This window comes from Psychrobacter sp. H25 (assembly GCF_059076335.1).
This window is the reverse complement of sequence record NZ_JCACRV010000001.1, coordinates 2,771,781-2,795,726: the sequence shown is the minus strand read 5'-3', so window position 1 is coordinate 2,795,726 and position 23,946 is coordinate 2,771,781. Positions and strand designations below refer to the sequence as shown.

Genomic DNA, 23,946 nt, shown 5'->3' with positions numbered 1-23,946 from the left:
TGTAGTACTAGCGCGATAATACCTGCGCTTGCTCAATAATATCAAACCCTGCATTGAGCTGCGCGCGCGTTGGCGCATGACCACGGCGCAATAGCTCAGAGAACGCGACCAATTCTTTGTCACGTCCGAGCGTACTCGCTGCGCTAGCTCGTGTGTTCTCGCTGTCGTCATCGAAGTAATATTCGATATAGTCGAGCGTATCTGGCGTGCCAAATAGGATATTGTGCTCTGGGGTCTCGGCATGACCGCTATAGCGTAGGCTCTTGCCATACTGCATGGTCCAGAAGAATGGAATGCGCGCCTCCAATGAGTCGACATTGTCATCACCTAATATAGCAGCTGCCGTGACCATGCCGTGCTGCAATGCCACACGCCAATGTTCGATGCGCATACGGCCCATCTGATTGCTAGCTTTGGCGATGTCGCCTAGCGCATATACCCCATCGCGCAGCTGTAGATGGTCATCGACCTGTACGCCATCTGGGTCATTAACCTCGTTCAGTATCTCTGTGCGCGGTGAGACGCCAGTACCTAAGACCACGATATCGGCATCAATGTGCTCACCACTTGCCAGCGTGACACCGCCCACATGTGAAAAGGCTTCGTTATCTTCGTCTTGGTCAGCTTGACGGTCAATCTTGGTAATTTCATTGACGGTGGCATCAAATACAAAGTTAATGCCTTTTTCTTCATGCAATTTGATCAGCGCATTACTCACAGTCTCCGATACGATATTGCCCATCACGCGGTCGTCTTGCCCAATCACCGTAATAGAAGCAGTCGTGTCTGCCTGCGCTAATGCAGAGGCAACCTCCATACCGATGAAGCCTGTACCAATGATTACCACGCGCTGATCATGACTGGCCGCTTTAATCAGTTTGGCATCTGCCATACTGCGCAACGTGTAGACGCCATCGATATCTGCCCCAGTAATGGGCGGAATGCTAGGTGATGCACCTGTCGCCACCACCAAGAAATCCGCAGTCTCTCGCTCGCTAGTGCCGTTTTCATTTTCTATGACGATGGTCGCCTCATTGGGCAATACTTCGCTGACCGTTTGATTAAGTCGCAACTCGATATCGTTGTCTTTGGCCCACGCTGCGCCGCCTAATAGCAGTTTATCTTCGGCCATATTGCCAGCTAAAAATGCTTTTGATAGTAAAGGGCGGTTATAAGGTGCGGTATCCTCTTTGCTAATCAATGTAATCTTGCCACCATAGCCACCGTGACGTAATTGATTGGCTGTCATAAATCCTGCACCGCCGCCGCCCACGATAATGGTATGTGTATCTGTGAGCTGATCGTTATCTGTCGATTTGTTTATCTGAGCTGAGGTATCAACGGTCACATTGTCACCATCACTTATGAGCTCATATTGAGTCAAACCCTCTGTTGCTATCGGCTCTAATAACGACCCATCACGGGTATCAAAACTCGCATGATGCCAAGGACAGACGACTCGATTGCCGCAGCGCAGACCGTTGCCCAAATCAGCCCCAGCATGTGGGCACTTGCCATCAAATGCGCGGAACTCATCGTCATCACGAGTGATTAAAATGATACTATCGTCTTCTTGCTTATAAGATTTCATGCCACCACTTGAAATATCAGATTTACTAATGGTGACTGTGTTGATCATCGCCTTGGTCATAATGCTTCCTTAACAGTTATAATAATGTCCTAATAACAGCGCATTGAAAATGACCAGACCGAGCCTGACAATTTCAACTTACTCTATTGTCTAAGTATGCTATGTACTGATAGTAGCAAGACCGCATCACACACGATGTTTTTTTGTATGTTACCTGCGTTGCAAAACGTAATTGCTCACCCGATTGCTTATGTTATCCCTCTTGCTTATCACCACAAAATAAAAGACCAGATTATGACTTCTCAAGACACCTCTACTGATATCAACAATACCCCTACCTCTGCCACTCAATCTGCTACAGTTAGCGATTCAATCGACCGTTTGGATCTCACGCTTATCGATATTGCAGCGATTACTGACACTGCGAGACTGCCGCAGCCTAATCGCCCGCCGATACAACAAGCCACCTATAAAGCAAGTCCTGCAGATTTTGTGGTCAATGAGATACTGCCGCTAGAGTTTACGGGCGAAGGCGAACACTTGTGGCTGCATGTAGAGAAGTCAGGTATGAACACCGCATATCTGGCAAAACTACTATCAGAGTGGGCAGACATCCCTCTGCGCGATGTGGGTTACTCAGGACTGAAAGACCGTCATGCGTTGACGACCCAGTGGTTTAGTCTGCGCATACCCAAAAAACAATTACCGCCTACCGAGTTTGCACCGATAGACGTTGGCGAGCACGAATCCGTCACTATCCTTGCCCAGCACTGGCATAATAAAAAGCTTAATCGTGGTACCCACCGTGCCAACCACTTTATTATTACCTTGCGTGATATTCACCTCGCAAAGTCTAATGAGGACGATACAGCAGCGCCTGAGCAATTACAGTCTGCTAAGCAGCGTGTCGAGCAGTATTTGCAGTGCATCAGTGACAGCGGTGTGCCCAATTACTTTGGTCCGCAGCGTTTTGGTTGGCAAGGCAATAACATCAAAGAAGCGTTGTCTCTGTTTGCCCGCCCACCGCGCGAGCATCGTCCGCAACCAAAAAAGAGTAAGCGTGCGCCGAGAGAACAAAACACTATGGAGCTATCTGCAGCACGCAGCTTGATATTTAATGAGATACTGGCAGCGCGCGTACGTGATGAGAGCTGGAATAAAGGGCTAGCAGGTGAAGTGTTTAATCTGGACGGTTCAGGGTCTATATTTACCAGTGAGACCTTGGATGAGACATTGCGTGCACGCCTTGATAGTGGCGATATACATCCCACTGCTGCCATGTGGGGCACCGACAATGATAAAGTCAGTAGTAGTGCCGCTGAGCAAGAAAAGAAAGTAATTCAGCACAGCGCATTACTCAAACAGCTAGCAACGGGATTAGAGCAGCGTGATATAAAAGCACAACGACGCGCGCTGAGACTACCTATTGAGCAGCTAAAATGGCAGTGGTCTGATGATCAGACGCTGGTATTGAATTTCACATTGACCACAGGTAGCTTTGCGACAAGTGTATTAGCAAGCGTGGTACAGCAGCTTGAGTCATGATTGCGTGATTGACTGATATATAGCAGGATTCACATAGCGGCTACTTTTACGTAACGGCTATTTTTATATAGTTGCTTTTTTATAGTAGCTACTAGCCATAACGTAACCACTAGCGTTTTTTATAGAGCGTGTGCGTCCCGCCAGTTGTGTCGTTGAGCATTTTATTGGCGCTCACGACTTGGTTGCGACCACGATGCTTGGCTTCATATAGGGCTTTATCCGCAGCACTGATAAGCCGCTGACAGATGTCGCTTGGCAGTTTTTGCATGGATGCCATATTTTCAGCTCGTTGGGTGGCAATTGGTTTAATGAGCGGCACTGTCTCTGATTGAGGCAATATTCTTTTCTGCAAAATGGATTTGTATGTTTTGGCGATACACGCTCTTTCTTCATGAGTTAAGGTATACAAACCAAAGCTTGCTGTGACATTAAATTCAAACATGTTATTGAGACTAATCGCCTTGTCAGCGATGCTCAATCGCAACTGCTCAGCAATCACCATAGCGCTATCATGCTGTGTGTTTGGTAGTACAATCAAGAACTCTTCACCACCATATCGGCTAATGATTGCTTCATCCGATAACGACTGGGATAGCGTCTGAGATACTTCAATCAAAACCTGATCGCCCACATCATGACCATAGTTGTCATTGATCCGTTTGAACCAATCCAAATCCAACAGCATAACGCTCAAATCTTGATGATCTTGTACTGTTGCCAAGGTATACTTCATCTTTTTTAGACCATAGCGGCGGTTTTTTAGCTGGGTAAGTCCGTCTTGATTGGCATGTTGCAAGGTTTCTTGTCGGCTATCATCTAACACCAATAGCAAAGAGCGAAACATATATACAATAAAAATTGCTTTGGGTAGCGCCAGATACAAATGCGTTGAACGCCAGAAGAAAGCTGATGAGCGCTGCACCTCACTGATGCTTTCCCACTCTAATATATTGTTTTCAAAAGCCGAAGCAGCGATGGCATTTTCAATCGCCATGAGCTCGTTGTAAGTCAGGTAGTTATGTGTATCTATCAGAGGATGGATAACTGTCAACTGGCGCAAATTGGGTAAACTAACACCAAAATAAGGTACGATAATAGCTATTAGCATTAGGCTTATTTGTAGCCAAAACATCCGCCAAGCATAGCGACGCTTGATCAGCATCATCCCTAGCATCGCACCGCCGACCACTGAGACACCTGCAAACAAGCTGCTATAGCCTATGACGACGATGACAGTGGCAATATAGAAGGTATAGATCAAAACTAAAGCAATCTGCCACTCATCCAGAGCGTCGTTTTTATTCTCCGTATGCGGCAGATATTTGTACATGCACAAAAAAAACAAGCCCGTCAAACTGATGCCAAACCACAACGGATACAGATAATGTATATTGACATAGCTCTCAACGGCATCTTGTTGCAACCAAACCAACAAACACCATAGCCAATGTAGTGACACTTCCATGACAATAAATAGCGCCAACAATGACGTTCGATCAACCGCTTGCCACTCAAAAATCATTTGAGAGAGCTTTTTGTATCCAAGATGAGAGATCGATACAGCCATAAACGGGCTACCACAGAAAAATTAAACGCCCTGAATTTATAGGCGTTGAGACCAAACTAAAAGTTGTAATATCCTTGATAAACTCTATAACTAACGCTTCAAGTGTTACAAGTTCTGTCTGCATTATCAATCTGTTTTATGCATTTATTTATCAATAATTGTTTTATGGTTGTAATAATGCCTAATTATAAGTATTGAGTCTTGCCAGCTGCTTAATCAGTCACCTAAATAGCCAGCACCAGTATCTGACATTGTTCTAACAAGACGATAAAAATAGAATATTTTTTGGATCAAGACAGCGTTTTAAATGACTCCCAAACGCCTTGCTGATCTGCATTTAATACAGGCACATCTCCCAAGCGTCGCCATGGCATATTGCTGCCATGAAAGTCACTACCGATTGAGGTGACAAGATTGTGCTCAGCAATACTACGATCAACCATTCTACGCGTACTTACCGGCTCACTGGTCGCTGGTAGCTCACAAGCATCACCGCCAAGCTGTGCAAACTCCTGTATCAGCTTACGGACTCGTGTGGCTGATAGCTGATAACGCGTGGGATGGGCAAGTACTGCTTTACCCCCACAAGCATGGATCAGATCAATACCATGCTGCATCGTCAATGCCTCGATTGCCACATAGGCAGGCTTGTTATCTGCCAAATACTTATCAAAGGCTTTTTGGACGGTTTTGACCTCGCCTCGCTCAAATAGCACTTGCCCAATATGAGCCCGTCCAACAGCTTGCGGATTACCACCTGCCTTATTGAGAATCGCTTGCCATAGCTCATCGAAGTCAATATCCAACAGCTCGCTGAGCTTTTCGGTAATACGCTGACCACGTGTCGCCCGACTGTCTTGTAATTGCTGCAAAGTCGCGTGCATTTTGTCGCGATCAGCGAAATCTAGCCCAAGCACATGAATGATCTTGTTGGTAGATTTGTTCTTCCCGTAGCCGCCGCTCAGTGTATGTTCACAGCTGATTTCAACCCCATTGATCAGTTGCATATCATAGGCAGTAGCAGCGGCTCTTGCTTCGTCAATTCCTGCCAGCGTGTCATGGTCAGTTAATGCCAGAATATTGACACCCGCGGCGTGAGCGCGACTGACCACTTCAGTTGGCGCATAAGTCCCATCCGAGCAGGTACTGTGGCAATGTAAATCGTATTTCATAAGTTTAGCCTTAATTTTTCTGAGTACTATGGTTTTTCTAAGTACTATGATTTGTTTGAATATTATATTTTTTTGAATGCTATAAAGTGCAAGGTAAGTTCAGTGGCAAACGTCAATGCTGCTATCACTAATTACTATTGTTATTATTGTTACAAATAACGCCTCGGACAGCTGCTAAACGTGAGAGTTATCATTGCCGTATTTAATCGTTATGTCTAACTTATGACGTTATATTTGCCCAGTCGCTTATTTCCTAGCTGCAAGTACTGGTCAAAAGTCATTAGCCACCGTAAGAAAGGGGTACTCGATAGGTTGCTTATATCGAAGTATTATCATGCTGATTGCTTTTTTTTGGTGCGGTAGACGTGTAAACTACCCCATACGTTTTTGTTGGACACCATCTTTGCTATGAAAGCATTATTAGACTTTATCCCCTTGATTGCCTTTTTTATCGCTGCTCGTTACAGTGGTATCCTGGCAGCGGCAGGGGCTTTGCTCATCGCCACTATCATCGTTTATGCCATTCACTTTATTCGCCAAAAAGGCAAATTTGATAAGCAGCAATGGGTCGTCCTATTATTAACCATTTTATTTTGCGGTGGTACGTTGCTGCTGCGTGACGACATCTATCTGCGCTGGAAGTCGCCCATTATCAACGGTATCTTTGCGTTAACGCTATTTGTTAGTGCTGCTATTAATAAGCCCTTGATGCAGCTTGCAATGAAAGAGGTATTTACCCTGACAATCAGCGGTTGGAAAAAGCTGACCGTCGCTTGGGCATTGTTTTTTGCGCTTATGGCTGTATTACATTATATCACAGCGTTCACAATGTCAGATGAAGCGTGGATTAACTTCAAAACTTATGGCTGGATTCCAATCATGCTGGTGTTCGTCGTGGCTCAGTTTGCTGTACTGAAAAAACACCTAAATCCTGCATTGACAGATAAAGCCACCAAATAACACAGGTTGTCTTATGATGACAATCAAGCTACCGCTAAATATCAATAGTAACAAACCTTTAGCGTTGTAAAATGTCTTTTGCATCAATTATCATGCTCTATTACTCACTAAGGAAGTCTCATGTCTTTATTTGTCATTATTGGCCATGATGTGGCCAACAGCAGCGCGCAACGTCTGATTACTCGTACAGAGCATATTGAGCGGTTACAGGCTTTGAGTCGTGAAGACCGTCTGGTTATTGCAGGTCCAACGCCTATTGAACATGGAAAAAACGACATGTCAGGCAGCCTTATTATTGCTGATTTTGACTCTATCGAATCGGCGCAGGCATGGGCAAATGATGAGCCCTACTTACGTGATGGCGTATATAGCCATGTGGATATCAAACCTTTTATCCAAGCATTGCCAGCGCCAACTGACAAAGTAGCTGCATCGTGAGTTGGAGCGTCCATTATTTGAACAATCGATTCTCAAAAAACAGCGTGGCCAGCCTATTGCTATTGGCAGCTGCCTCAGCGCATGCCGCGCCAATAGTGACTGAAACTAATGTCACCGAACCATCAGCGACGCCGATGACAACCCAACCTGCAGCGGGCACTGGCGCAACCAAAAACTCTGCGCTAGATATCAATGATACGTTGGCTGCACAACTGCAACCGTCCTCGAAAGCACTGTCAGCTGCCAATCAAGAGCTGCTCAGCCGTAATGCGCAATTGCAGCGTCAAGTGAACGACTTACAGACCCAAGCGAACGTCTTAGTGTACGAGAGTAAAGGTCAGCTGTTTTTGTATGGTGCATTTACGGTATTGATTAGCTTGTTGGTCGGTATTTTTATCTCGTGGCTGGTGTTTGTTCGCCGTGAGCGCTGGTAGGCTAGTTGCTATACGTGACTTTCATGACTTTAGCTTTCGATTATCTTTTTCTGCTATACCATACTGTACTTTGAGATATCAGCTCTATCACCAACAATACCCTGACGATACAACTACTGCAGCTAAGAACCTCCCATGTCTATCGCTAACCCTCAAAATGCTAAGTTCTCAAACGTTATCACGCCTGCTAAGATTGATTGGCAGATGGATGATACTGGCAACATGGTGCCGGTATCTGATGAGTTTGGGGATGTGTATTTTTCGCATGCGGATGGTCTAGCAGAGACACGTCATGTGTTTTTGGCACACAATCAGTTGTCAGAACGTTTGACCCGCCTTGCACCAAAACAATGCTTTACGATTGCGGAATTGGGATTTGGTACTGGGCTAAACCTACTGGCAACCTGGCAGTTATGGCGACAGCTGCGCGACACTCATTCACACCTAGCAGATGCGCGTCTCCACTTTATTACCACTGAAAAATTTCCTATACCATATGCAGATCTGACTCATATACTTGCTTTATGGCGTCAGCGCGCCCCCGAGCTCTCAAGATTTATCGAATTACTTTTGGCAGCATACCCGCCACTTATTGCAGGTTGTCACCGCTTAAGTTTTTCTTATGACAATTTAACCGTCGATATGTGGTTTGGGGATGCCGCGGATAGCCTGAGCAAACTGGCAGTCAGTCATCAGTATTCGTCTGTGCCTCATATCGATGCTTGGTTTTTGGATGGCTTTGCGCCTTCTTGCAATAGCACCTTGTGGGCTGACAGTATCTTTGCACAAATGCAGCGTCTATCAGGCCCGCGCACTACTGCCGCCACTTATAGCTGTGCCGGCATCGTCAAACGCGGACTGAAAGAACACGGTTTTCAAATTAAAAAAGTAAAAGGCTTTGGACGAAAACGTGAGATGCTCACGGCTGTGATGATAGATGCAGACGGTTTTGATGCTAGTCATGACAATGTTAATGTTAATATTGATCAAGATATTGATCGTGACGATAAATATCAAAAAACGACCCGCACTATATTCGATCACACCGTCGTCATTGGGGCTGGTGTCTCAGGGCTACTCACGGCTTGGTCTCTTGCCAATCGCGGCATTACTGTCACCTTATTAGATAAATCAGCACCCTTAGCAGGAGCTTCAGGCAATCCGCGCGCATTACTTGCGCCCAAAATGACACCGATTCATCACGTCGATGAACACCTGCACACTATCGGTTATCTGTATAGCAATAGACTCTATCGAGACTTCAACCAGAAAGCCTCGCAGATTGATACAGCGCCAGTACTGGAACCAACTGGTGCACTCGATTTATTGATAAAGTCTAATGTCGGTACCGAGCAGATTGCAGACTATCCTAATGAGATGGCAACTACCCTGCCCGCTAAACAGGCGCAGGATCTTACTACGCTAAAAAATCAGAACTTATTAGATAATCTATATTTGCCTGAATCTGGGTTGGTCAACCCGCAAGCGTTAAAGAACATCATACTGACGCATCCACTCATCCGCTTTCAGCAGTTAGAAGTGAATAAAATTACCGAAACTGAGCAGCAAGTTCGTATCGAAGGCATTGATAAAAATCATGACACTATCACTGCTGATAATATCGTCATTTGCGCGGCGTTTGAGAGTCATCAATTGGATGAGCGGATATTTGATTGCCGTAAGATTCGTGGGCAACTGTCTTGGTTTATACCTACCGTAGAGCAGATGGCAAACCTGCCCAAAATACCGCTGAAATATAACGGTTACTGTGCGCTATTTAACGCACAAACAGGCGATAGTGAGCTGAACACTGTCATCGCTGGCGAGCCCTATCTATTACTAGGTGCAAGCTTTATACGTAACGATACGGATACTAATGTAAGAGATGAAGAGCATCAGATTAGCCGAGACAAGCTGATCACTGCTATTCCCGAGATGGCGTCTATTGTCCCAGTAGATACTAGTAAGTGGCAAGGACGTGCTGGTATTCGCACTCAGACGCCTGACTATCATCCAATCGTAGGGCAGCTGGCACACAGTCAGCGAATTTGGACCATGAGCGCGATGGGCGCAAAAGGCTATGCATTAGCACCTATATGCGCTGAAGCATTAGCAGATATGATGCTAGGATCATTTGCACCGCTATCTGAGGCGATGCTCGCACGCCTATCTCCCAATCGTACACGCTTACAAACACCGCTCGTTTGAGGTAACCTAATATGATATCTACGTAAAGACCGTACTATTCACGGTTCGTACTGTCGTGTGGTATCTTTACTCAACGTTGGTTCCAACAATGAGACACTATCCTATGAGCTATCACCAAACGACCATCACGCTACCCGCCTATGCCCGTGGCATTCATATCATCACTCCTATTATCGAAGATGCAATTACTCAGCTGATACCTCGCACTGCCAAGGTAGGGCTGGTTCATTTATTTCTACCGCACACATCAGCCAGTCTCACTATCAATGAAAATGCTGATCCAGATGTCAGATTAGACACTGAAGAGTGGCTCAATAAAATTGCACCGGAGAATCAGCCACAGTATCGTCACACCTTGGAGGGCTCTGATGATCTACCAGCTCATCTCAAAAGCATGATGCTGGGCGTCAGTTTAACCATCCCACTCATCGACGGTAGGTTAGGACTGGGTATGTGGCAAGGGATCTATCTATGTGAGCATAGGAACATGACTGGATATGGCGGACAGCGCAAGCTGGTTATTACCATCAATACGTAATAATATACGGTGAGTAGATAGCAGGTTAATGCTTGCATATTACCTCATTGACATCGCGCGCTAACGGATAAACCCGACTATGATAGCTTTTATATTAAGATCTCTAGGCTTTGCAAACGCTAAACCTGACTACTTCAAGACCACTGCTGTTGTTTTGAGTGTACTGCTATTGACTGCCTGCCAAGAAACGCCAGAACCTGATACATCAAATGAGCCTGTCGCTGAGACATCAACACAAACCGCGCCTGTCACGACAAATATCAATGTAGATGAATCTGACGATAACGGCGTGAACAAACCCCAAGACCAAGTACAGACTGACACTGATTCAGAGCGCGATATGAGTTTGGCTGAACTAGAACAAAATCTAGAAGGCACTGCCCCTGCTACGAACAGTGCTGCTGCACCTAATCCAGAGCAAGCCATTAAAGGTGCACAAATCACCGATGTCCGTTATAAAAATGACGCGGGCGATAGCTTATCGGTCGTCTTTGAGACCTCAGCTGCAGGACTACTCAACGCGATTGTCACCCGTCCTAACCAACCGAAAATCACGCTCAGCGCGCCAGAAGGTCAAGGGAACAATCCCACTTATCGCTCAACTGACGGCAGTATCCAACTAGTGAGTCATGCAGGAGGTGGCACCATTGATTTTATCCAAAACGATACCGTGACCAGTTTTGATGCTATCAGTGCTGAAGCCGAAGTCATCACTGAGTAACGCTTCATACTCTCTTTTATTCACGGCTTTACTCTTTTATTCAACCCTTTATTTTGAACCAAAAAAGGCAGCGAACGCTACTATCGTTGCCGCCTTTTCTATGGTTGTGTATTCATAACTGCTTACTGGACTTTATTTATACGACTCAGTTTTTTGATACGTGATTATAGTTAACCGAGCCTAGTCAGTTTAGTAAAAACAGTCAGTTGAATAAAAACAGTCAATTAACTAAAACCAGCCGATTAACTAAAGAGTCCGACCAGCCAACTTATTATCGTCCATACACCCCAGCCGATGAATACAAGCACGATTAGCCCCAGCATATCAGGGATATGCAAGTACAGCCAAGCCACGATAGGATTGCGCCAAAAAGCGCCGAAGCGGCTATGCTGCTGTTTGTCCTCTAGTGACTGATGCAAAAAAGGCCGATCCATATGCATGGTTTCAGTAATACCATACTCATGGTGTAAATGCTCGTGCACGATACCCAGCGTCTTGCGACTAGGACGAATAAAAACATCTAGCAGCGTACCGATACCTGGCACGATACCCACGACCATATCAATCAGTGCCAATCTCACAGCGGGCGTCATTTTATGGGCAGGCACACCCAACTGACGACCTAATATAAAAGCATAGCTGGTCAATGCCAGCCCCGCCAAATCACCTGCGAGAGGAATGGTTGAGAGCGCCGCATCGGCACCCATGCCCTGTTTGGTAAAAGGCACTCGTACTAGCGAATCCATCGTATTGGCAAACTTTGCTAATTTACGCTCAGTGGCGATCGCTTGCTCGCGCGTCAGTCCATGCTCAGCAAGTTTTTCCTGATAATCTATGACTGACTTGTTCGCCCCAGATGTTTTTTTTGCTTTAAATCTCGGCAATTTATTGAACTTATCCATTTAGCGTCGTCCATATACACGTCACTGCTACAAGCGCAAAAACATAACGCCCTACCCAAATATTGGCTAAGAATGCCTGAAAACAAGCCTGTGCATGACGACTGGCACACGCACTATTCTGTTTGGCAAACATCATCGCCACCAATGCCAATCCGAATATTGGCGTAATACCTAGCGTGGTTGGCGCAAAATAGTGCCACATCACCGTGCCCATAATGAGCAAAAATAGCATTTGAAGTATTGAGATGATAATCACATCATAGCGACCGAATAATATTGCTGTTGACTTGACCCCTATCTTAAGATCATCTTCGCGATCTGCCATGGCGTACTGCGTGTCATACGCTACTGTCCAGCACATATATGCTAAAAATAACAACCAACACCATATATCAGGAGCACCTTGCACCGCCACATAAGCCATTGGTATTGCCCATCCAAAAGCCGCTGCCAAAAATACTTGCGGCAAATACGTATAGCGCTTCATAAATGGATAAATGAACGCCAATATGACTGCGCCAAGCGACCAATAAAATACAGCAATCGGTAAGGAAAATAGCAAACTGGCGCTTAGCAACACTAATACCAAAAACGCAGCAATGGCTTCTTTACCAGATAAACGTCCATCTGCTAATGGACGACCTTTAGTTCGAGTCACATGTCCATCTACTTTGCGATCAGCAAAATCATTAATCGCACAGCCAGCGGCGCGCATAAAAATCGCCCCAAGCGCAAATATCACAAATATCTTGAGGCTTGGCAAGCCTGCTGTCATTCCTTGCTGCTGCGCCTGCCCCATCGCTGCTAACATCACGCCCCATAACGTTGGCCACAGCAATAGCTCAATACCCACTGGCTTATCAAAGCGTGTCAGCTGCATATAAGCGTAAAGCTTGTCCTTGAGCGTCATGGAAGAGCTGGTTTGTGTCATAGTATGATGGTCTCTATGCTTGTCGCTTTGATTGGTCTACGTCGACTAAAGCTTGAATGGTAAGAATGCTTCATTGATACGATATTTTTATTTCGAATGCTTTGATGTTCATGTTAAGTGTTTTTAGGTACTGTAATCCTAAGTATTCTAATTTTAAGCACTTGAATGCTAAGTACTTTGATGGCTGCTGCTTTAATATTAAACCCTGTAACATTAAAGGCGGTAATGTTAAGCCATTCAGCAAATTGCCTATTTGAACAAAGTCTTGGTTAAACGAAATACCCATCAAAGCGTACGGCTTCATTATGCCAGCTTTCACTAGCAGGCTGTTCAGCAAGCAATGGTGCAAATTGAGGACGCTTTACGACCACGCGACCCTGCCCTGACAAGTTTCGACTCACCACTGTCTGCGCACCATTTAACAGTTGTCGCTCTTCATCTGGCGTTGGTGGATGAGCCAACTGGTGCAGCGCTTGCATGTGCTTACCTACTTTTGCACCTTTGCCTGTTTTGGTATCTTGATAGCTATCCTCTGGAAACATAGGGTCTAGGTATACCACATCAATTGCAGTCGTATCATCTACTGCCAACTCAGTATCCAGTCTGACAAAATAACTGAGTGCATCGGTATTAATAATTTGTAGACGCCCCATAAGCTTCTGCCAATTGGGGTACGCACTCATACGCTGCTGCTCTGCAAGTAAAAGTAGCGCCATCAAAGGTTGCTGCTCGAGCATCGTCACGCGTGCACCCGTACTACCCAATATCAAACTATCATGACCAAAGCCAGCCGTTGCATCGATAACCTGACTGTCTGCTGTGATTTTTGCTGCTTGTAATAGCAGTTCAGACTTCCGGCCAGCACTGACTACGCGGCGCTGCAACTTGTCCCATTCAGGTGCCACACTGAGCCCATCACTGAGCCATGACAGCTTGTTTTTCTCATCGAGCCATAATATAGGCTTAGAGGTTGTTTCGCTCAATTGCTGCCGACGCTTTTGCGTGAGTTTCTCTGTGGAGAGTTGAGTGTCCAAGACAATTGGCAGTTCGTGCTCGTCTATCAATGACAGCAGATGCTCAATTTGTGCGTGCTGACTATCATTGACATAGAACAGTTGACAATGTACTACAGCATACGTTTTACTGTGTGTTTGAGGCAGAGCTGTCATAACCATCATCCTTTTGCTACTGATTTTATCGGTACTGCCTGACACCATCATGCACCTCTAGCCTGCCATTTGATAGCCAAAACCCCAAGCCGCTACCAATACGATGACACCTGTGATGATGCGCAACCAAGCAAAGATAGTAAAATCACGACGGCTCACCCATGCTACCAGTAAGCGAATACAGAGTAATGCCACCACGAATGATACGATAGTTCCGATACCCAGTACCAACCAGTCTTCACTATTACTCAGGACATCTCCATGCTTGAGCAAATCTAATAATGCTGCGCCGACGATGACAGGGATACCCAAAAAGAAGGAAAACTCTGCAGAAGCCTTGCGCGAAACCCCAAGCCATAACGCGCCAATAATCGTAGCGCCTGAGCGCGACGTCCCTGGTATCAATGCCAGACACTGAAATAGTCCAATCATGAGTGCCGTTTTCATACTGACATCTTCTGCCTCTGCCGCGATGACTGTCTTAGGACGTTTTTCAACATAAAATATCAATAGACCACCGATGATAAGCATGATGGCTACAACAATAGGGTTGAATAGATACGCTTTGATTTCATCGGCAAAGGTAAAGCCAACGATCATGACAGGGATGGTCGCGACAATTAGGCTCAGTCCCAGCTGCCTTGGATTGGTCATGCCGTCTGCTTTACCTGTTATGAGGCCCATTAGCGCTTGCCACAGTCTACCCCAATAGTCATATATCACCGCCAAAATAGCGCCAAGCTGTACGACGACCACAAACAGATCAACTTTTTCTTTGGTCCAAAACCCCATGACATCTGCTGATAAAATCAAGTAGCCCGTGCTAGAGATGGGTAAAAACTCAGTGATACCCTCAACGATACCCATGATGACAGCTTGAATTAATAAAATGATATCCACGGTGACTTTCCTAAAAATAGAGGGGCCCAAAAACAGGCTGAGCTAAGAACAGACCGATTGGCTGTCCTATGTTGACGTTGGTCTTATAGTAATTGGTATTTTTCCACAGTAAGATCTATGCTTTACCTTGCTCTTTTAGTGTTTTCCAAGCTTGATTACGTAGATATTTTGGTAGAGCCTGTGCAGCCTCAGTACCACCAGACTTTGCAAACTGGGCTATACCAAGCTGTCCGATAATGACCGCATCTGGCCAGACATCTTCATGGTAAGCTTGCTGGTCATGTAGCGCTAATAGCGTCGCACCATTACCCGCAATAGGTAGGTTTAGTGCGGTTTGGCGATCATAATCTAATAGCTGTTCTGTACTGTCGCTACTATCATCCAATACTGGCTGCATGATACCGTGATCTGACTGATCATCTACAGCTACTTCATACTGTCCAAAATAGACTTGCTGCATACGCGCATCAAGGGCGCTGTATATATGTGTTAGACCGTATTTCTGATACGCACATTGTGCAATCGCTTGTAGACTAGAGACGCCCACACAAGGCAAGTCATGTGCGACCGATAGTGCCTGCACAACTGCCGTGTTGATACGGATACCACTGAACGCCCCTGGACCGCGATTGAATATCAATGCTTGTATATCAGCAAGACCTAGCTGCGCCTCAGATAGTGCAGCATCAATCATCGGTAAAATCTGCTGAGTCTGCTGGCGTTTACCTGTTTCGGTATGGCTCGACAGCACCTGCCCACTCGAATCTAAAATCGCGATCGAACACTGATCGAACACGGTATCCATTGCTAAAAACATCACAACCTCGGCTTATACTTTTGGCAGTCTAGGGCATGTCAGATTTTGATGAGTATTTACAATCATTATTAATGGTCATTATTAATCGATATACTGCAAAAATCCTGACAGGGTAAAACAGCGCCTATCATAGCATTTAGGTCACAAAAATTTTATTACTTTCTACGTTTTCCACATTTTATTCATCGGTTATTATTCGTTGGTCGTAATTTAAGGCTAGCAATGAAAAAACCCCAAAGCTTAATTGGCTTTGAGGCTTTGGATTTTTGAACAAGTGACTTAAAAATAAAAAGTACTAATTTAAAAACGTGTTTTGAACTTTTTTGGCGCTTGGTTTTGCATGTCTTGCATTTGCTTTTGCATCTCTTCAGTGCTTGGCATGTTATTTGGATCAAGTCCCATCTGTTTTGCCATTTGCTCTGGGTTCACGTCTTTAGCGCCGCCTTGCTGACCGCCGCCAAACAAAGGACCGCCACCACCGCCAGCGCTGCCGCCACCCATGAGCCCTTGCATAGACTTCATCATTTTACTAATGCCCTCAGGCTTTGAGATCATTTTCATCATTTTTGCCATTTGCTTATGCTGCTTGAGCAAACGGTTGACGTCTTGGATTTCACGACCTGAACCTGCAGCAATACGACGCTTACGACTTGGGTTAATTTTGTCAGGGTTTTTGCGCTCAAATGGCGTCATTGAATTGATCAATGCTTCCATCTCGCGCACTTTTTCTTCTGGCTTGGCGTCTTCGACGGCTTTTTGCATATCCGAGCCGCCCATACCAGGCATCTTATCTAAAAAGCCTGCCATGCCGCCCATGCTTTTCATTTGCTGGAACTGGGTCAATAGATCCTCAAGGTCAAAATCACCGCCCTTTTGCATCTTTTTCGCCATTTTTTCGGCTTTATCACGGTCAATTTTTTGCTCAACTTCTTCGACCAAGCTCAGTACATCACCCATACCAAGGATACGCTGCGCAATACGCTCAGGATGGAACAGCTCTAGCTCGTCTAGTTTCTCGCCGCGACCCAAGAACTTAATTGGTTTACCTGTGATAGCACGTACAGATAGCGCTGCACCGCCGCGAGCATCGCCGTCAGTCTTGGTTAAGATAACACCCGTCAGTGGCAACGCGTCGTTGAAGGCTTTTGCAGTATTGGCAGCATCTTGACCCGTCATTGCATCAACGACAAATAGTGTTTCAGATGGGTTGACCGCAGCAGTTAGCGCCTTAATCTCATCCATCATAGTATCGTCGATATGTAGACGACCTGCGGTATCGATGATAAGGATATCTTGATACTGGATCTTGGCTTCTTCAATCGCACGCTTTGCGATATCGATTGGATTCTCATCCGTGCTTGAGTTCACAAATTTAGCATTTACTTGACCGGCGACTTGCTCAAGCTGTTTGATCGCCGCTGGACGATAAACGTCGGCAGAGACCAGCATGACTTTTTTCTTTTGGCGTTCTTGTAGATACTTGGCCAATTTACCAGCTGTGGTTGTTTTACCCGCACCTTGCAAACCTGCTAGTAAATAAACAACAGGCGGTTTGCCTGTCATCTCTAGCTGCTGGTTGGCACTGCCCATCATTTCGGTCAGCTCGTCGTGGACGATTTTGACAAACGCTTGACCGGGTGCTAGCTCTTTGAGCACTTCAGCACCTAGTGCTTGCTCTTTGACGCGTTTTACAAAGTCACGAGTGACAGGCAGTGCCACGTCAGCTTCTAACAGCGCCATGCGTACTTCACGTAGGGTGTCTTTTATATTGTCTTCGGTCAATTGTCCCGTGCCTACGATATTGCGTAGACTCGACGACAAGCGTTCTGTTAAGGTATCAAACATAAATAACTCTCAATTAAAATAGTTTTCAATTAAATAAAACGTCATTAAAATAATGCTAAATCAAACCAATCAAATGGTTCGTAAATACTATTAGGATAGATTATAAAATACTGGGACACTCTGTCATAACAAATCAGATAAAAATCATATTATCAGTACTATAGCATCAACACGATGCAAAAATTATAGTCGTTTCGCAAAAGGCTCGACTCTTATTAGTTTTAGGTAACTGGTTTATATAGTCAGTTCAGTATAATTTGGATACAAGGAAGGCAAGTGAAAGTACTACAAGTCGTAGACTAAGCGAGCCTGACACCGTATCCGATTTATAGGGGATTGACTATACTTTGCTTAGGGTGTCTTATATGATGATGTATCAGGAATAAGAAATATGGCGCTCAACTGGCACCCATTTTATGATAAATTGGACGATTATTCTAATCATTCTGATAATACCACTTTAGCAATACATTGAGCAGTCAGTTTACGCTCAGTTCAAGACGAGGCTTTTTATCTGTGCACCTTGCATTTTTACTTGCTAGCATGGCTTATGTCTTAGTCAGCCTTCACATTGGTTGGGCGCTGACTCAGGATAAACCTATCCATAAAAGCGTCAGTTTGAGTCTATTACTGGTCGGCATGGCTGCACACGCAATATTGCTCTATCCGTACGTCGTGACCCTGTATGGTCTGAATTTTAATTTATTTAATATTATCAGCCTGACCAGTTTGTTCTTTTTATTCTTTTATCTGCTGTTCTGTTTGTACCGACCTATCCTTAGTCTTGGTATCTTGGCTGCACCCACAGCACTCGTAGGCATGACTGTCGGCTATGTTGGCCGCGCGCCTTACCAACCATTAACTGATGTCAGCATCGGACTTGAGATTCATATTCTGTTGTCATTAGCGGCCTATTGTGTGCTGTTGATGGCTGCGGTTCAAGCGCTATTTTTGCGTCTGCAAATACGCGAGCTCAAGCATCATACCATTCACCGCTTTTGGGTCAATAAACTGCCCTCACTGCAGAGCATGGAGAGTTTATTATTCGATATGCTTTTGGTCGGGTTTGTCTTGCTCAGTATCGCGCTAGGCATTGGATTTATATACGTAGAAGATTTGATGGCACAACACATCGTACACAAGACTGTCTTTAGTCTGCTGTCATGGTTATTATTTGGTACATTGCTATTTGGCAATTGGCGCGCAGGATGGCGAGGCAAACGTGCCGCTAACATCACCATTTACGCTTTTATTCTGTTAGCGATTGGCTTTGTGGGTAGTAAGTTTGTTTTGGAGATGCTGATATAACACTGACATAAAATGTCATGTTATAAAAAAGGCGGTCAGTCATTGTTGCGACTGGCCGCCTTTTTTAATCACTAATTTAGATATTTTTTAGTTAAAAACCACTGTCTTGTTGCCCGCCACGATCACACGATTCTGCACATGCCAATTGACAGCGCGAGCCAATACGTTGCGCTCTATGTCACGTCCAATAGCGCGTAGCTCTACCACACCTTGGCGATGCGTCACGCGGTGTACGTCTTGCTCAATGATCGGCCCTTGATCCAGTTCTGCGGTGACATAATGCGCCGTTGCACCGATGAGTTTGACGCCTTTATCGTAAGCTTGGCGGTAAGGATCTGCCCCCACAAACGCAGGTAAGAACGAATGATGAATATTAATCACTTGCATTGGCCAGCGTTTGACAAAATCTGACGATAATATCTGCATATAACGCGCCAGCACTAATAAGTCATTACCTGCCATCAGCTTATGGATTTGCTCTTCTGCATCTACCTTATTGTCTTTGGTCACTGGTACATGATGAAAACTAATACCAAAGTTTTCGACCGCTTGCTGTAAATCAGGGTGATTGCTGACCACGCAAGTGATCTCGCAGTCCAGCAAGCCGCGCTGATGGCGCCATAGTAAATCTAACAACGCATGATCGAACTTTGAGACCAAGATACCGACTTTGGTTTTAGTGGCATTGTTATGTAAGCGCCAATCCATATCGTGGCGCTTGGCAACAGTATGGGCAAAACTGGCTTCAAAATTATCGATGATATCGCTCAAGCCTGCTAAAGCGAACTCCAAACGCATAAAGTACTGACCACCTTCATGTGCCGTTGAGTACTGATCTAATGTGATGATGTTGGCACCATAACGATGAATAAATTCTGATACTGCTTGGACGATACCCGCCTGATCTTTGCATTTGATGAGTAGCGTTGCTGTATCGATAGCACTAGGAATCTGCTTACTCTGAGAAGCGATGTTTGATGGTGAAACTGTTTTGGTGTTGTCTGACATAATACGCCCAATATAAAAAATGATGACTGATCGCTGAGAATGGCTGTCAGCGTAGTAAACCGGTTATTTTAATCTTTTTTGTGATATTTTGCTGAGCGAGTTAGTTGTTTTTGGTTATTTAGGATGATTTAGCTATTTAGAATACAATGCAAAAACCCCCAACGTAGGGTTGGGGGTTTTTAGTTTGTTACTTTACTGCCTCTAGTTGACTATAGTATAGGTCACTGCAGTAGTAACATTGTTAGGACTAGTGACAGACACTCTAAAGAAATCCCCAGCCTCACATTGATCTAAGGCATAAGTATTAATCGTCCCTGTATTATCTCCAGGACTACCAGGGGATACTATTGCTGGTACTTCTTCAGGTCCTCCAATCATCTCTACTTCACAACTCCCGCTATCCTCTCCGTCGGTTTTATCAACCACAGAGCCAGAAATCGTTGTGCCAGATGGCATTGGATTCAATTCATAAAAACCACCACTATTGATACGAATATTAACTCGAGTATCTCCTTCAGTAATGATCTGAGATTGTAGAGGAATACCTATGTTGTTCAATAAAGTAAAAGTAGGGTTATTGCCGCTTGATAATAACTGAATACGCTCATAGCGAATGATAGCATCAAGCTCTGTATTACAAGTCATTGGTTTGTTTGGAGACACAAAGTTATCAATAAAGTTGTTTTCGAACGCTTCTTTTATTTGTTCACTAGAAGACGGGAATTTCAACTGTATGAACTGACCAACATTGTTTTCACAGGTTTGATCGGCTTGTGTCGTTAACGGATAAGTAAACTCACCGATTTCAAAAGTACCATTCTCGTTATCATCACGGAAGGTATCACCGATATTATGCACAAAAATATCACCTTCATCCCATGCATTATTTTCATTTTGATCGATGTAAGCTTTCTCTCCTTCAGCTACCGCTAATAGACTCACACGACCATCGCCAGGACGCGGATTCTGTGTTGAAAATGTGACCTCACACTCTCCGTCAGCAGTGTTACAGCTCGCAGGTGACACTTTGCCACCCTCAGCGGTGAAATTCACTACGGTACCATCTGGCACGGCATTACCGTTGCGGTCAACCAGTCTTGCTACTACTGGCGTACTGTCACCGTCTAAGCTCCAATCTAATACGTTCTTGCCAAACGATAAACTAATACCATCTTGAGTCACTCTAGAGCTGGCAATAGAGATACCCTTTGATAACGCATTGATACGAGTATCACTGGCTAAGGTGGCCTTGATCTCTACGGGTCCAGGTGTTGTACCCGGGTAGATGTTGACTGAGACTTGACCGTTCTCATCAGTTCTAGCTGTAAACTGTTGATTATTACCTAACACACCAAACGTTAAGCCTAACGGTGATTTTTCTAGCGATAAGATAACTTCTGAATTAGCCAGTGGTGTCGTATTTGAAAATACTGTGAACTCAACTGCGCCTGTTGCCGAAGACCCACTACCTTGAATGCCTAGTGTTAGATCATTGGCCGTATAGACAATAGAGGTTGCTTCAGGAGCCTGTATAGAAACACTAGCCGATTGAGTGACGCTACCAGTACTGGCTGATATTCGCACAGCACCACTACATAAAGTATTATCGACGTTAATGGCTTTGTACACAAAATCAATCATACCATTTTCATCGGAAGTAACTTGCTCAGGTAGCTGACCGCAAGCAGCATTTAGGTTGACCAGTACACCACTAATGGCATTACCACTTGTATCAGTGGTTTTCAAAGATACCGCCGTCTGTCCACCTGCCGTCAGCTGTAAGTCAGTAATCTGTAATGCACTTAGATTAACATTGGTAGCTTGTACCAAAAAAGTTAAATTGCTAATAGCGGTATTGTCATCATTACTAGCATTTGCAGTAATGACGTAAGCGCCAGATACATCAGGTGCATTAGGCTTCAAAAATATACGGGCTTCGCCATCGCTGTTGGTCAAAGTAGCACCCGATGTCGTCTGTGATAAATCAACGCCTGGTGCATCAATTGAGAAGGTTACTTTTGTATTGGCAAGAGGTTGACCATTGTCATCAGTGACTACCACTTCATAGTAAGCACCTTCTAGCCCAATAGAGGTTATCGTATTATCGTCTACATCGACTAATTGACTGCTACTGATATTTAAAGCACCTATTGGCTCTTCAGTACCACCGTCATCTCCATTATCTCCATCAGGCTGTTCTACACCCAAATCAGGCGCCGGTGCAATCGTATCAGTGCCATCACCGCCGCCACAACCTGCCAGGGCTAATGATAATGTGAGCGCTGTCAGTTGAAATAGCTTAGAAGTAGGTAGCGAGTGGTATGACATGGTTTTAACTCCGCATGAGCAGTGATTTATCAAACAAAGAGGCAATAATCATTACACAGAATCAAGAGAGACTGTTGATGATACATGGTTTTACAGTAATGCCAGTGTATTAACAGATTGTATTAAATATATAACAGCAACTTTACTGACTTTTGTTATAACTTACAACTAAAAATTAATCTTTGCTATTAGATAATCAACAACATAGCGCGCTCATTTCAGGGTATAATAGCCATCCTTTAAACCAACGTTTATCATAAAAATATTTGAGTATTCATCTATTTTATGGTATAAATGTCGGCTTTAAAATTTTCTGAATTGGTCAGCCTGTTATTTGCCTTTAGATAACAGCAAAACCAGCTCAACCTTCATATAGTTTTGTTTGGTGCAAAGCTGCCGCTTGCTGTGTCCATGCCGCAAAAACGTGCAACTTGCCCAGACTGGTATGAGAAAAACTCATACCTCATAGATTAGGAGTTCGCCATGTCTCGAGTTTGCCAAGTGACTGGAAAGCGCCCTATGGTGGGTAATAATGTTTCGCATGCAAACAACAAAACCCGTCGTCGCTTTCTACCAAACCTTCACAACCATCGTTTTTGGGTAGAGTCTGAAAACCGCTTTGTACGTCTACGTGTGTCTACCAAAGGTATGCGCATCATTGACAAACTTGGTATCGATAAAGTGTTAGCGGATCTACGCGCACAAGGTCAAAAAGTTTAAGTTAAAAATAGCAGTCAAGTGATGACTCTCATTACTTGACTGCCGTTTTGCTACATTATAGTTAGCGACTTGCCTTTTCGACACGTACCTATCGTTTGAAGACCCCTCATTTACAGGAAAGCTATCATGAGAGATAAAATTAAATTAGTATCAACAGCTGGTACTGGCTATTACTACACCACTACCAAAAACAAGCGCACTATGCCTGGTAAAATGGAAATCAAAAAGTTTGATCCAAAAGTACGCCAGCATGTGATCTTTAAAGAAGCTAAAATCAAATAATCTCCATTTTGTAAATGGTAATATTTGAAAAAAAAGGGTTTATCAATTGATAAACCCTTTTTTTATGGCTGCAGCTTGGTGTATCACTTGATAATACCTGAAAGCCTCAATCAGTATCGAGAGATAACTAAAGATCAGCTATAGTGTGTTGGTTCTTTATCATACACGTGAGCATGCCACTTACTCATCTGCTTTTGCATAATGACCTGAATCGCTGCATGAATCATATGCTGACCAACAGCCTGAGTATCGCTACCCAATAACTCTTTGAGCTTATCAGAAAAATCAATAGTCATTAAGGGTTCTTCGTCTTGTTCTGCATCACGTAACAACAATCTACCATCTTCAGATTCCACCAGCTCTAATGTGGTCTCCTTAGCAAACCCTGTAAATTGATCGCTACCATCGTTGTCTACTTCTATATCATTATCGATATCATATGTCATTAACTGCTTCCTTATTATCCCGCTTATGATTTGCAAAAATTAAAACTTGCAAACGAATTATTCATTGCAAACAAGCTACTCACTACAGACATGGCACTTGAGAAATGGTACTCGGC

Annotated in this window: 22 protein-coding genes; 10 read left to right on the top strand and 12 right to left on the bottom strand. The window is 44.4% G+C overall.

Going from position 1 to position 23,946, the window contains the following annotated elements; all coding sequences use genetic code 11:
• Positions 1-7: 7 nt before the first annotated feature.
• A complete protein-coding gene (locus AC5JPO_RS11465; protein WP_443525822.1) occupies positions 8-1,651 on the bottom strand; it encodes an FAD-dependent oxidoreductase in 1,644 nt (547 codons plus the stop codon).
• A 234-nt stretch (positions 1,652-1,885) separates the two neighbouring features.
• Between AC5JPO_RS11465 and truD the strand changes: the two genes are divergently transcribed.
• Positions 1,886-3,136 carry a tRNA pseudouridine(13) synthase TruD gene (gene truD, locus AC5JPO_RS11460; protein ID WP_443525820.1) on the top strand — a complete coding sequence of 417 codons (1,251 nt, stop codon included), beginning with the start codon at positions 1,886-1,888 and terminating at the stop codon, positions 3,134-3,136.
• A 109-nt stretch (positions 3,137-3,245) separates the two neighbouring features.
• Here truD and AC5JPO_RS11455 read toward each other — a convergent pair whose 3' ends face one another.
• Positions 3,246-4,703, bottom strand: a complete 1,458-nt coding sequence (locus tag AC5JPO_RS11455) for a GGDEF domain-containing protein (protein ID WP_443525819.1) — start codon at positions 4,701-4,703, stop codon at positions 3,246-3,248.
• 290 nt (positions 4,704-4,993) lie between these two features.
• A complete protein-coding gene (locus AC5JPO_RS11450) occupies positions 4,994-5,875 on the bottom strand; it encodes a PHP domain-containing protein (RefSeq protein WP_443525817.1) in 882 nt (293 codons plus the stop codon).
• A 408-nt stretch (positions 5,876-6,283) separates the two neighbouring features.
• Between AC5JPO_RS11450 and ispZ the strand changes: the two genes are divergently transcribed.
• The 6 genes from ispZ to AC5JPO_RS11420 all read left to right on the top strand — a co-directional run bounded on the left by ispZ (position 6,284) and on the right by AC5JPO_RS11420 (position 11,174).
• A complete protein-coding gene (gene ispZ / locus AC5JPO_RS11445; protein WP_443525815.1) occupies positions 6,284-6,835 on the top strand; it encodes a septation protein IspZ in 552 nt (183 codons plus the stop codon).
• A gap of 120 nt (positions 6,836-6,955) precedes the next feature.
• Entirely contained in the window at positions 6,956-7,273 is a 318-nt protein-coding gene (locus AC5JPO_RS11440) for a YciI family protein (RefSeq protein WP_443525813.1), read from the top strand.
• Positions 7,270-7,707 (top strand): SH3 domain-containing protein, encoded by a 438-nt coding sequence (locus tag AC5JPO_RS11435; protein ID WP_443525812.1) that lies wholly within the window; start codon positions 7,270-7,272, stop codon positions 7,705-7,707. Before AC5JPO_RS11440 ends, AC5JPO_RS11435 begins: the two co-directional genes overlap by 4 nt.
• Positions 7,708-7,842: 135 nt before the next feature.
• Complete coding sequence (gene mnmC1 / locus AC5JPO_RS11430; RefSeq protein WP_443525810.1) at positions 7,843-9,915, top strand: FAD-dependent 5-carboxymethylaminomethyl-2-thiouridine(34) oxidoreductase MnmC1; 2,073 nt, start codon at positions 7,843-7,845, stop codon at positions 9,913-9,915.
• A 103-nt stretch (positions 9,916-10,018) separates the two neighbouring features.
• Complete coding sequence (locus AC5JPO_RS11425) at positions 10,019-10,453, top strand: secondary thiamine-phosphate synthase enzyme YjbQ (RefSeq protein WP_443525808.1); 435 nt, start codon at positions 10,019-10,021, stop codon at positions 10,451-10,453.
• Between the two features lie 79 nt (positions 10,454-10,532).
• Positions 10,533-11,174 carry a hypothetical protein gene (locus AC5JPO_RS11420; protein ID WP_443525806.1) on the top strand — a complete coding sequence of 214 codons (642 nt, stop codon included), beginning with the start codon at positions 10,533-10,535 and terminating at the stop codon, positions 11,172-11,174.
• A 242-nt stretch (positions 11,175-11,416) separates the two neighbouring features.
• Here AC5JPO_RS11420 and AC5JPO_RS11415 read toward each other — a convergent pair whose 3' ends face one another.
• The 6 genes from AC5JPO_RS11415 to ffh all read right to left on the bottom strand — a co-directional run bounded on the left by AC5JPO_RS11415 (position 11,417) and on the right by ffh (position 17,738).
• Complete coding sequence (locus tag AC5JPO_RS11415; protein WP_443525804.1) at positions 11,417-12,076, bottom strand: DUF4112 domain-containing protein; 660 nt, start codon at positions 12,074-12,076, stop codon at positions 11,417-11,419.
• Positions 12,069-12,986: a 4-hydroxybenzoate octaprenyltransferase gene (gene ubiA / locus AC5JPO_RS11410; RefSeq protein WP_443526054.1), complete on the bottom strand. Its 918-nt coding sequence runs from the start codon at positions 12,984-12,986 to the stop codon at positions 12,069-12,071. The genes AC5JPO_RS11415 and ubiA overlap by 8 nt, the downstream gene beginning before the upstream one ends.
• A gap of 290 nt (positions 12,987-13,276) precedes the next feature.
• Positions 13,277-14,176 (bottom strand): class I SAM-dependent methyltransferase, encoded by a 900-nt coding sequence (locus AC5JPO_RS11405; RefSeq protein WP_443525802.1) that lies wholly within the window; start codon positions 14,174-14,176, stop codon positions 13,277-13,279.
• Positions 14,177-14,233: 57 nt separating this feature from the next.
• A complete protein-coding gene (locus tag AC5JPO_RS11400; RefSeq protein WP_319051453.1) occupies positions 14,234-15,076 on the bottom strand; it encodes an undecaprenyl-diphosphate phosphatase in 843 nt (280 codons plus the stop codon).
• Positions 15,077-15,191: 115 nt separating this feature from the next.
• Entirely contained in the window at positions 15,192-15,893 is a 702-nt protein-coding gene (gene tsaB / locus AC5JPO_RS11395) for a tRNA (adenosine(37)-N6)-threonylcarbamoyltransferase complex dimerization subunit type 1 TsaB (RefSeq protein ID WP_443526052.1), read from the bottom strand.
• Positions 15,894-16,193: 300 nt separating this feature from the next.
• Positions 16,194-17,738, bottom strand: coding sequence for a signal recognition particle protein (ffh, locus tag AC5JPO_RS11390; RefSeq protein WP_443525800.1), 1,545 nt, complete (start codon positions 17,736-17,738; stop codon positions 16,194-16,196).
• A 516-nt stretch (positions 17,739-18,254) separates the two neighbouring features.
• Here ffh and AC5JPO_RS11385 point away from each other — a divergent pair.
• On the top strand, positions 18,255-19,046 hold the full coding sequence (locus AC5JPO_RS11385) for a cytochrome C assembly family protein (RefSeq protein WP_443525798.1): 792 nt from the start codon (positions 18,255-18,257) through the stop codon (positions 19,044-19,046).
• 87 nt (positions 19,047-19,133) lie between these two features.
• On the opposite strand, the gene purU is transcribed toward AC5JPO_RS11385, so the two are convergent.
• Together purU and AC5JPO_RS11375 are read right to left on the bottom strand one after the other, a co-directional pair.
• The gene (gene purU, locus AC5JPO_RS11380) at positions 19,134-20,054 is read right to left on the bottom strand and encodes a formyltetrahydrofolate deformylase (RefSeq protein ID WP_443525796.1); all 921 of its coding nucleotides are present in this window, start codon (positions 20,052-20,054) and stop codon (positions 19,134-19,136) included.
• 201 nt (positions 20,055-20,255) lie between these two features.
• Positions 20,256-22,382, bottom strand: coding sequence for an Ig-like domain-containing protein (locus tag AC5JPO_RS11375; RefSeq protein ID WP_443525795.1), 2,127 nt, complete (start codon positions 22,380-22,382; stop codon positions 20,256-20,258).
• 483 nt (positions 22,383-22,865) lie between these two features.
• On the opposite strand from AC5JPO_RS11375, the gene rpmB reads away from it, so the two are divergent.
• Together rpmB and rpmG are read left to right on the top strand one after the other, a co-directional pair.
• On the top strand, positions 22,866-23,102 hold the full coding sequence (gene rpmB / locus AC5JPO_RS11370) for a 50S ribosomal protein L28 (RefSeq protein WP_057761372.1): 237 nt from the start codon (positions 22,866-22,868) through the stop codon (positions 23,100-23,102).
• A gap of 126 nt (positions 23,103-23,228) precedes the next feature.
• Positions 23,229-23,384 (top strand): 50S ribosomal protein L33, encoded by a 156-nt coding sequence (gene rpmG / locus AC5JPO_RS11365; protein WP_010201403.1) that lies wholly within the window; start codon positions 23,229-23,231, stop codon positions 23,382-23,384.
• Between the two features lie 134 nt (positions 23,385-23,518).
• Here rpmG and AC5JPO_RS11360 read toward each other — a convergent pair whose 3' ends face one another.
• Complete coding sequence (locus AC5JPO_RS11360; protein ID WP_443525793.1) at positions 23,519-23,830, bottom strand: hypothetical protein; 312 nt, start codon at positions 23,828-23,830, stop codon at positions 23,519-23,521.
• Positions 23,831-23,946: the final 116 nt, after the last annotated feature.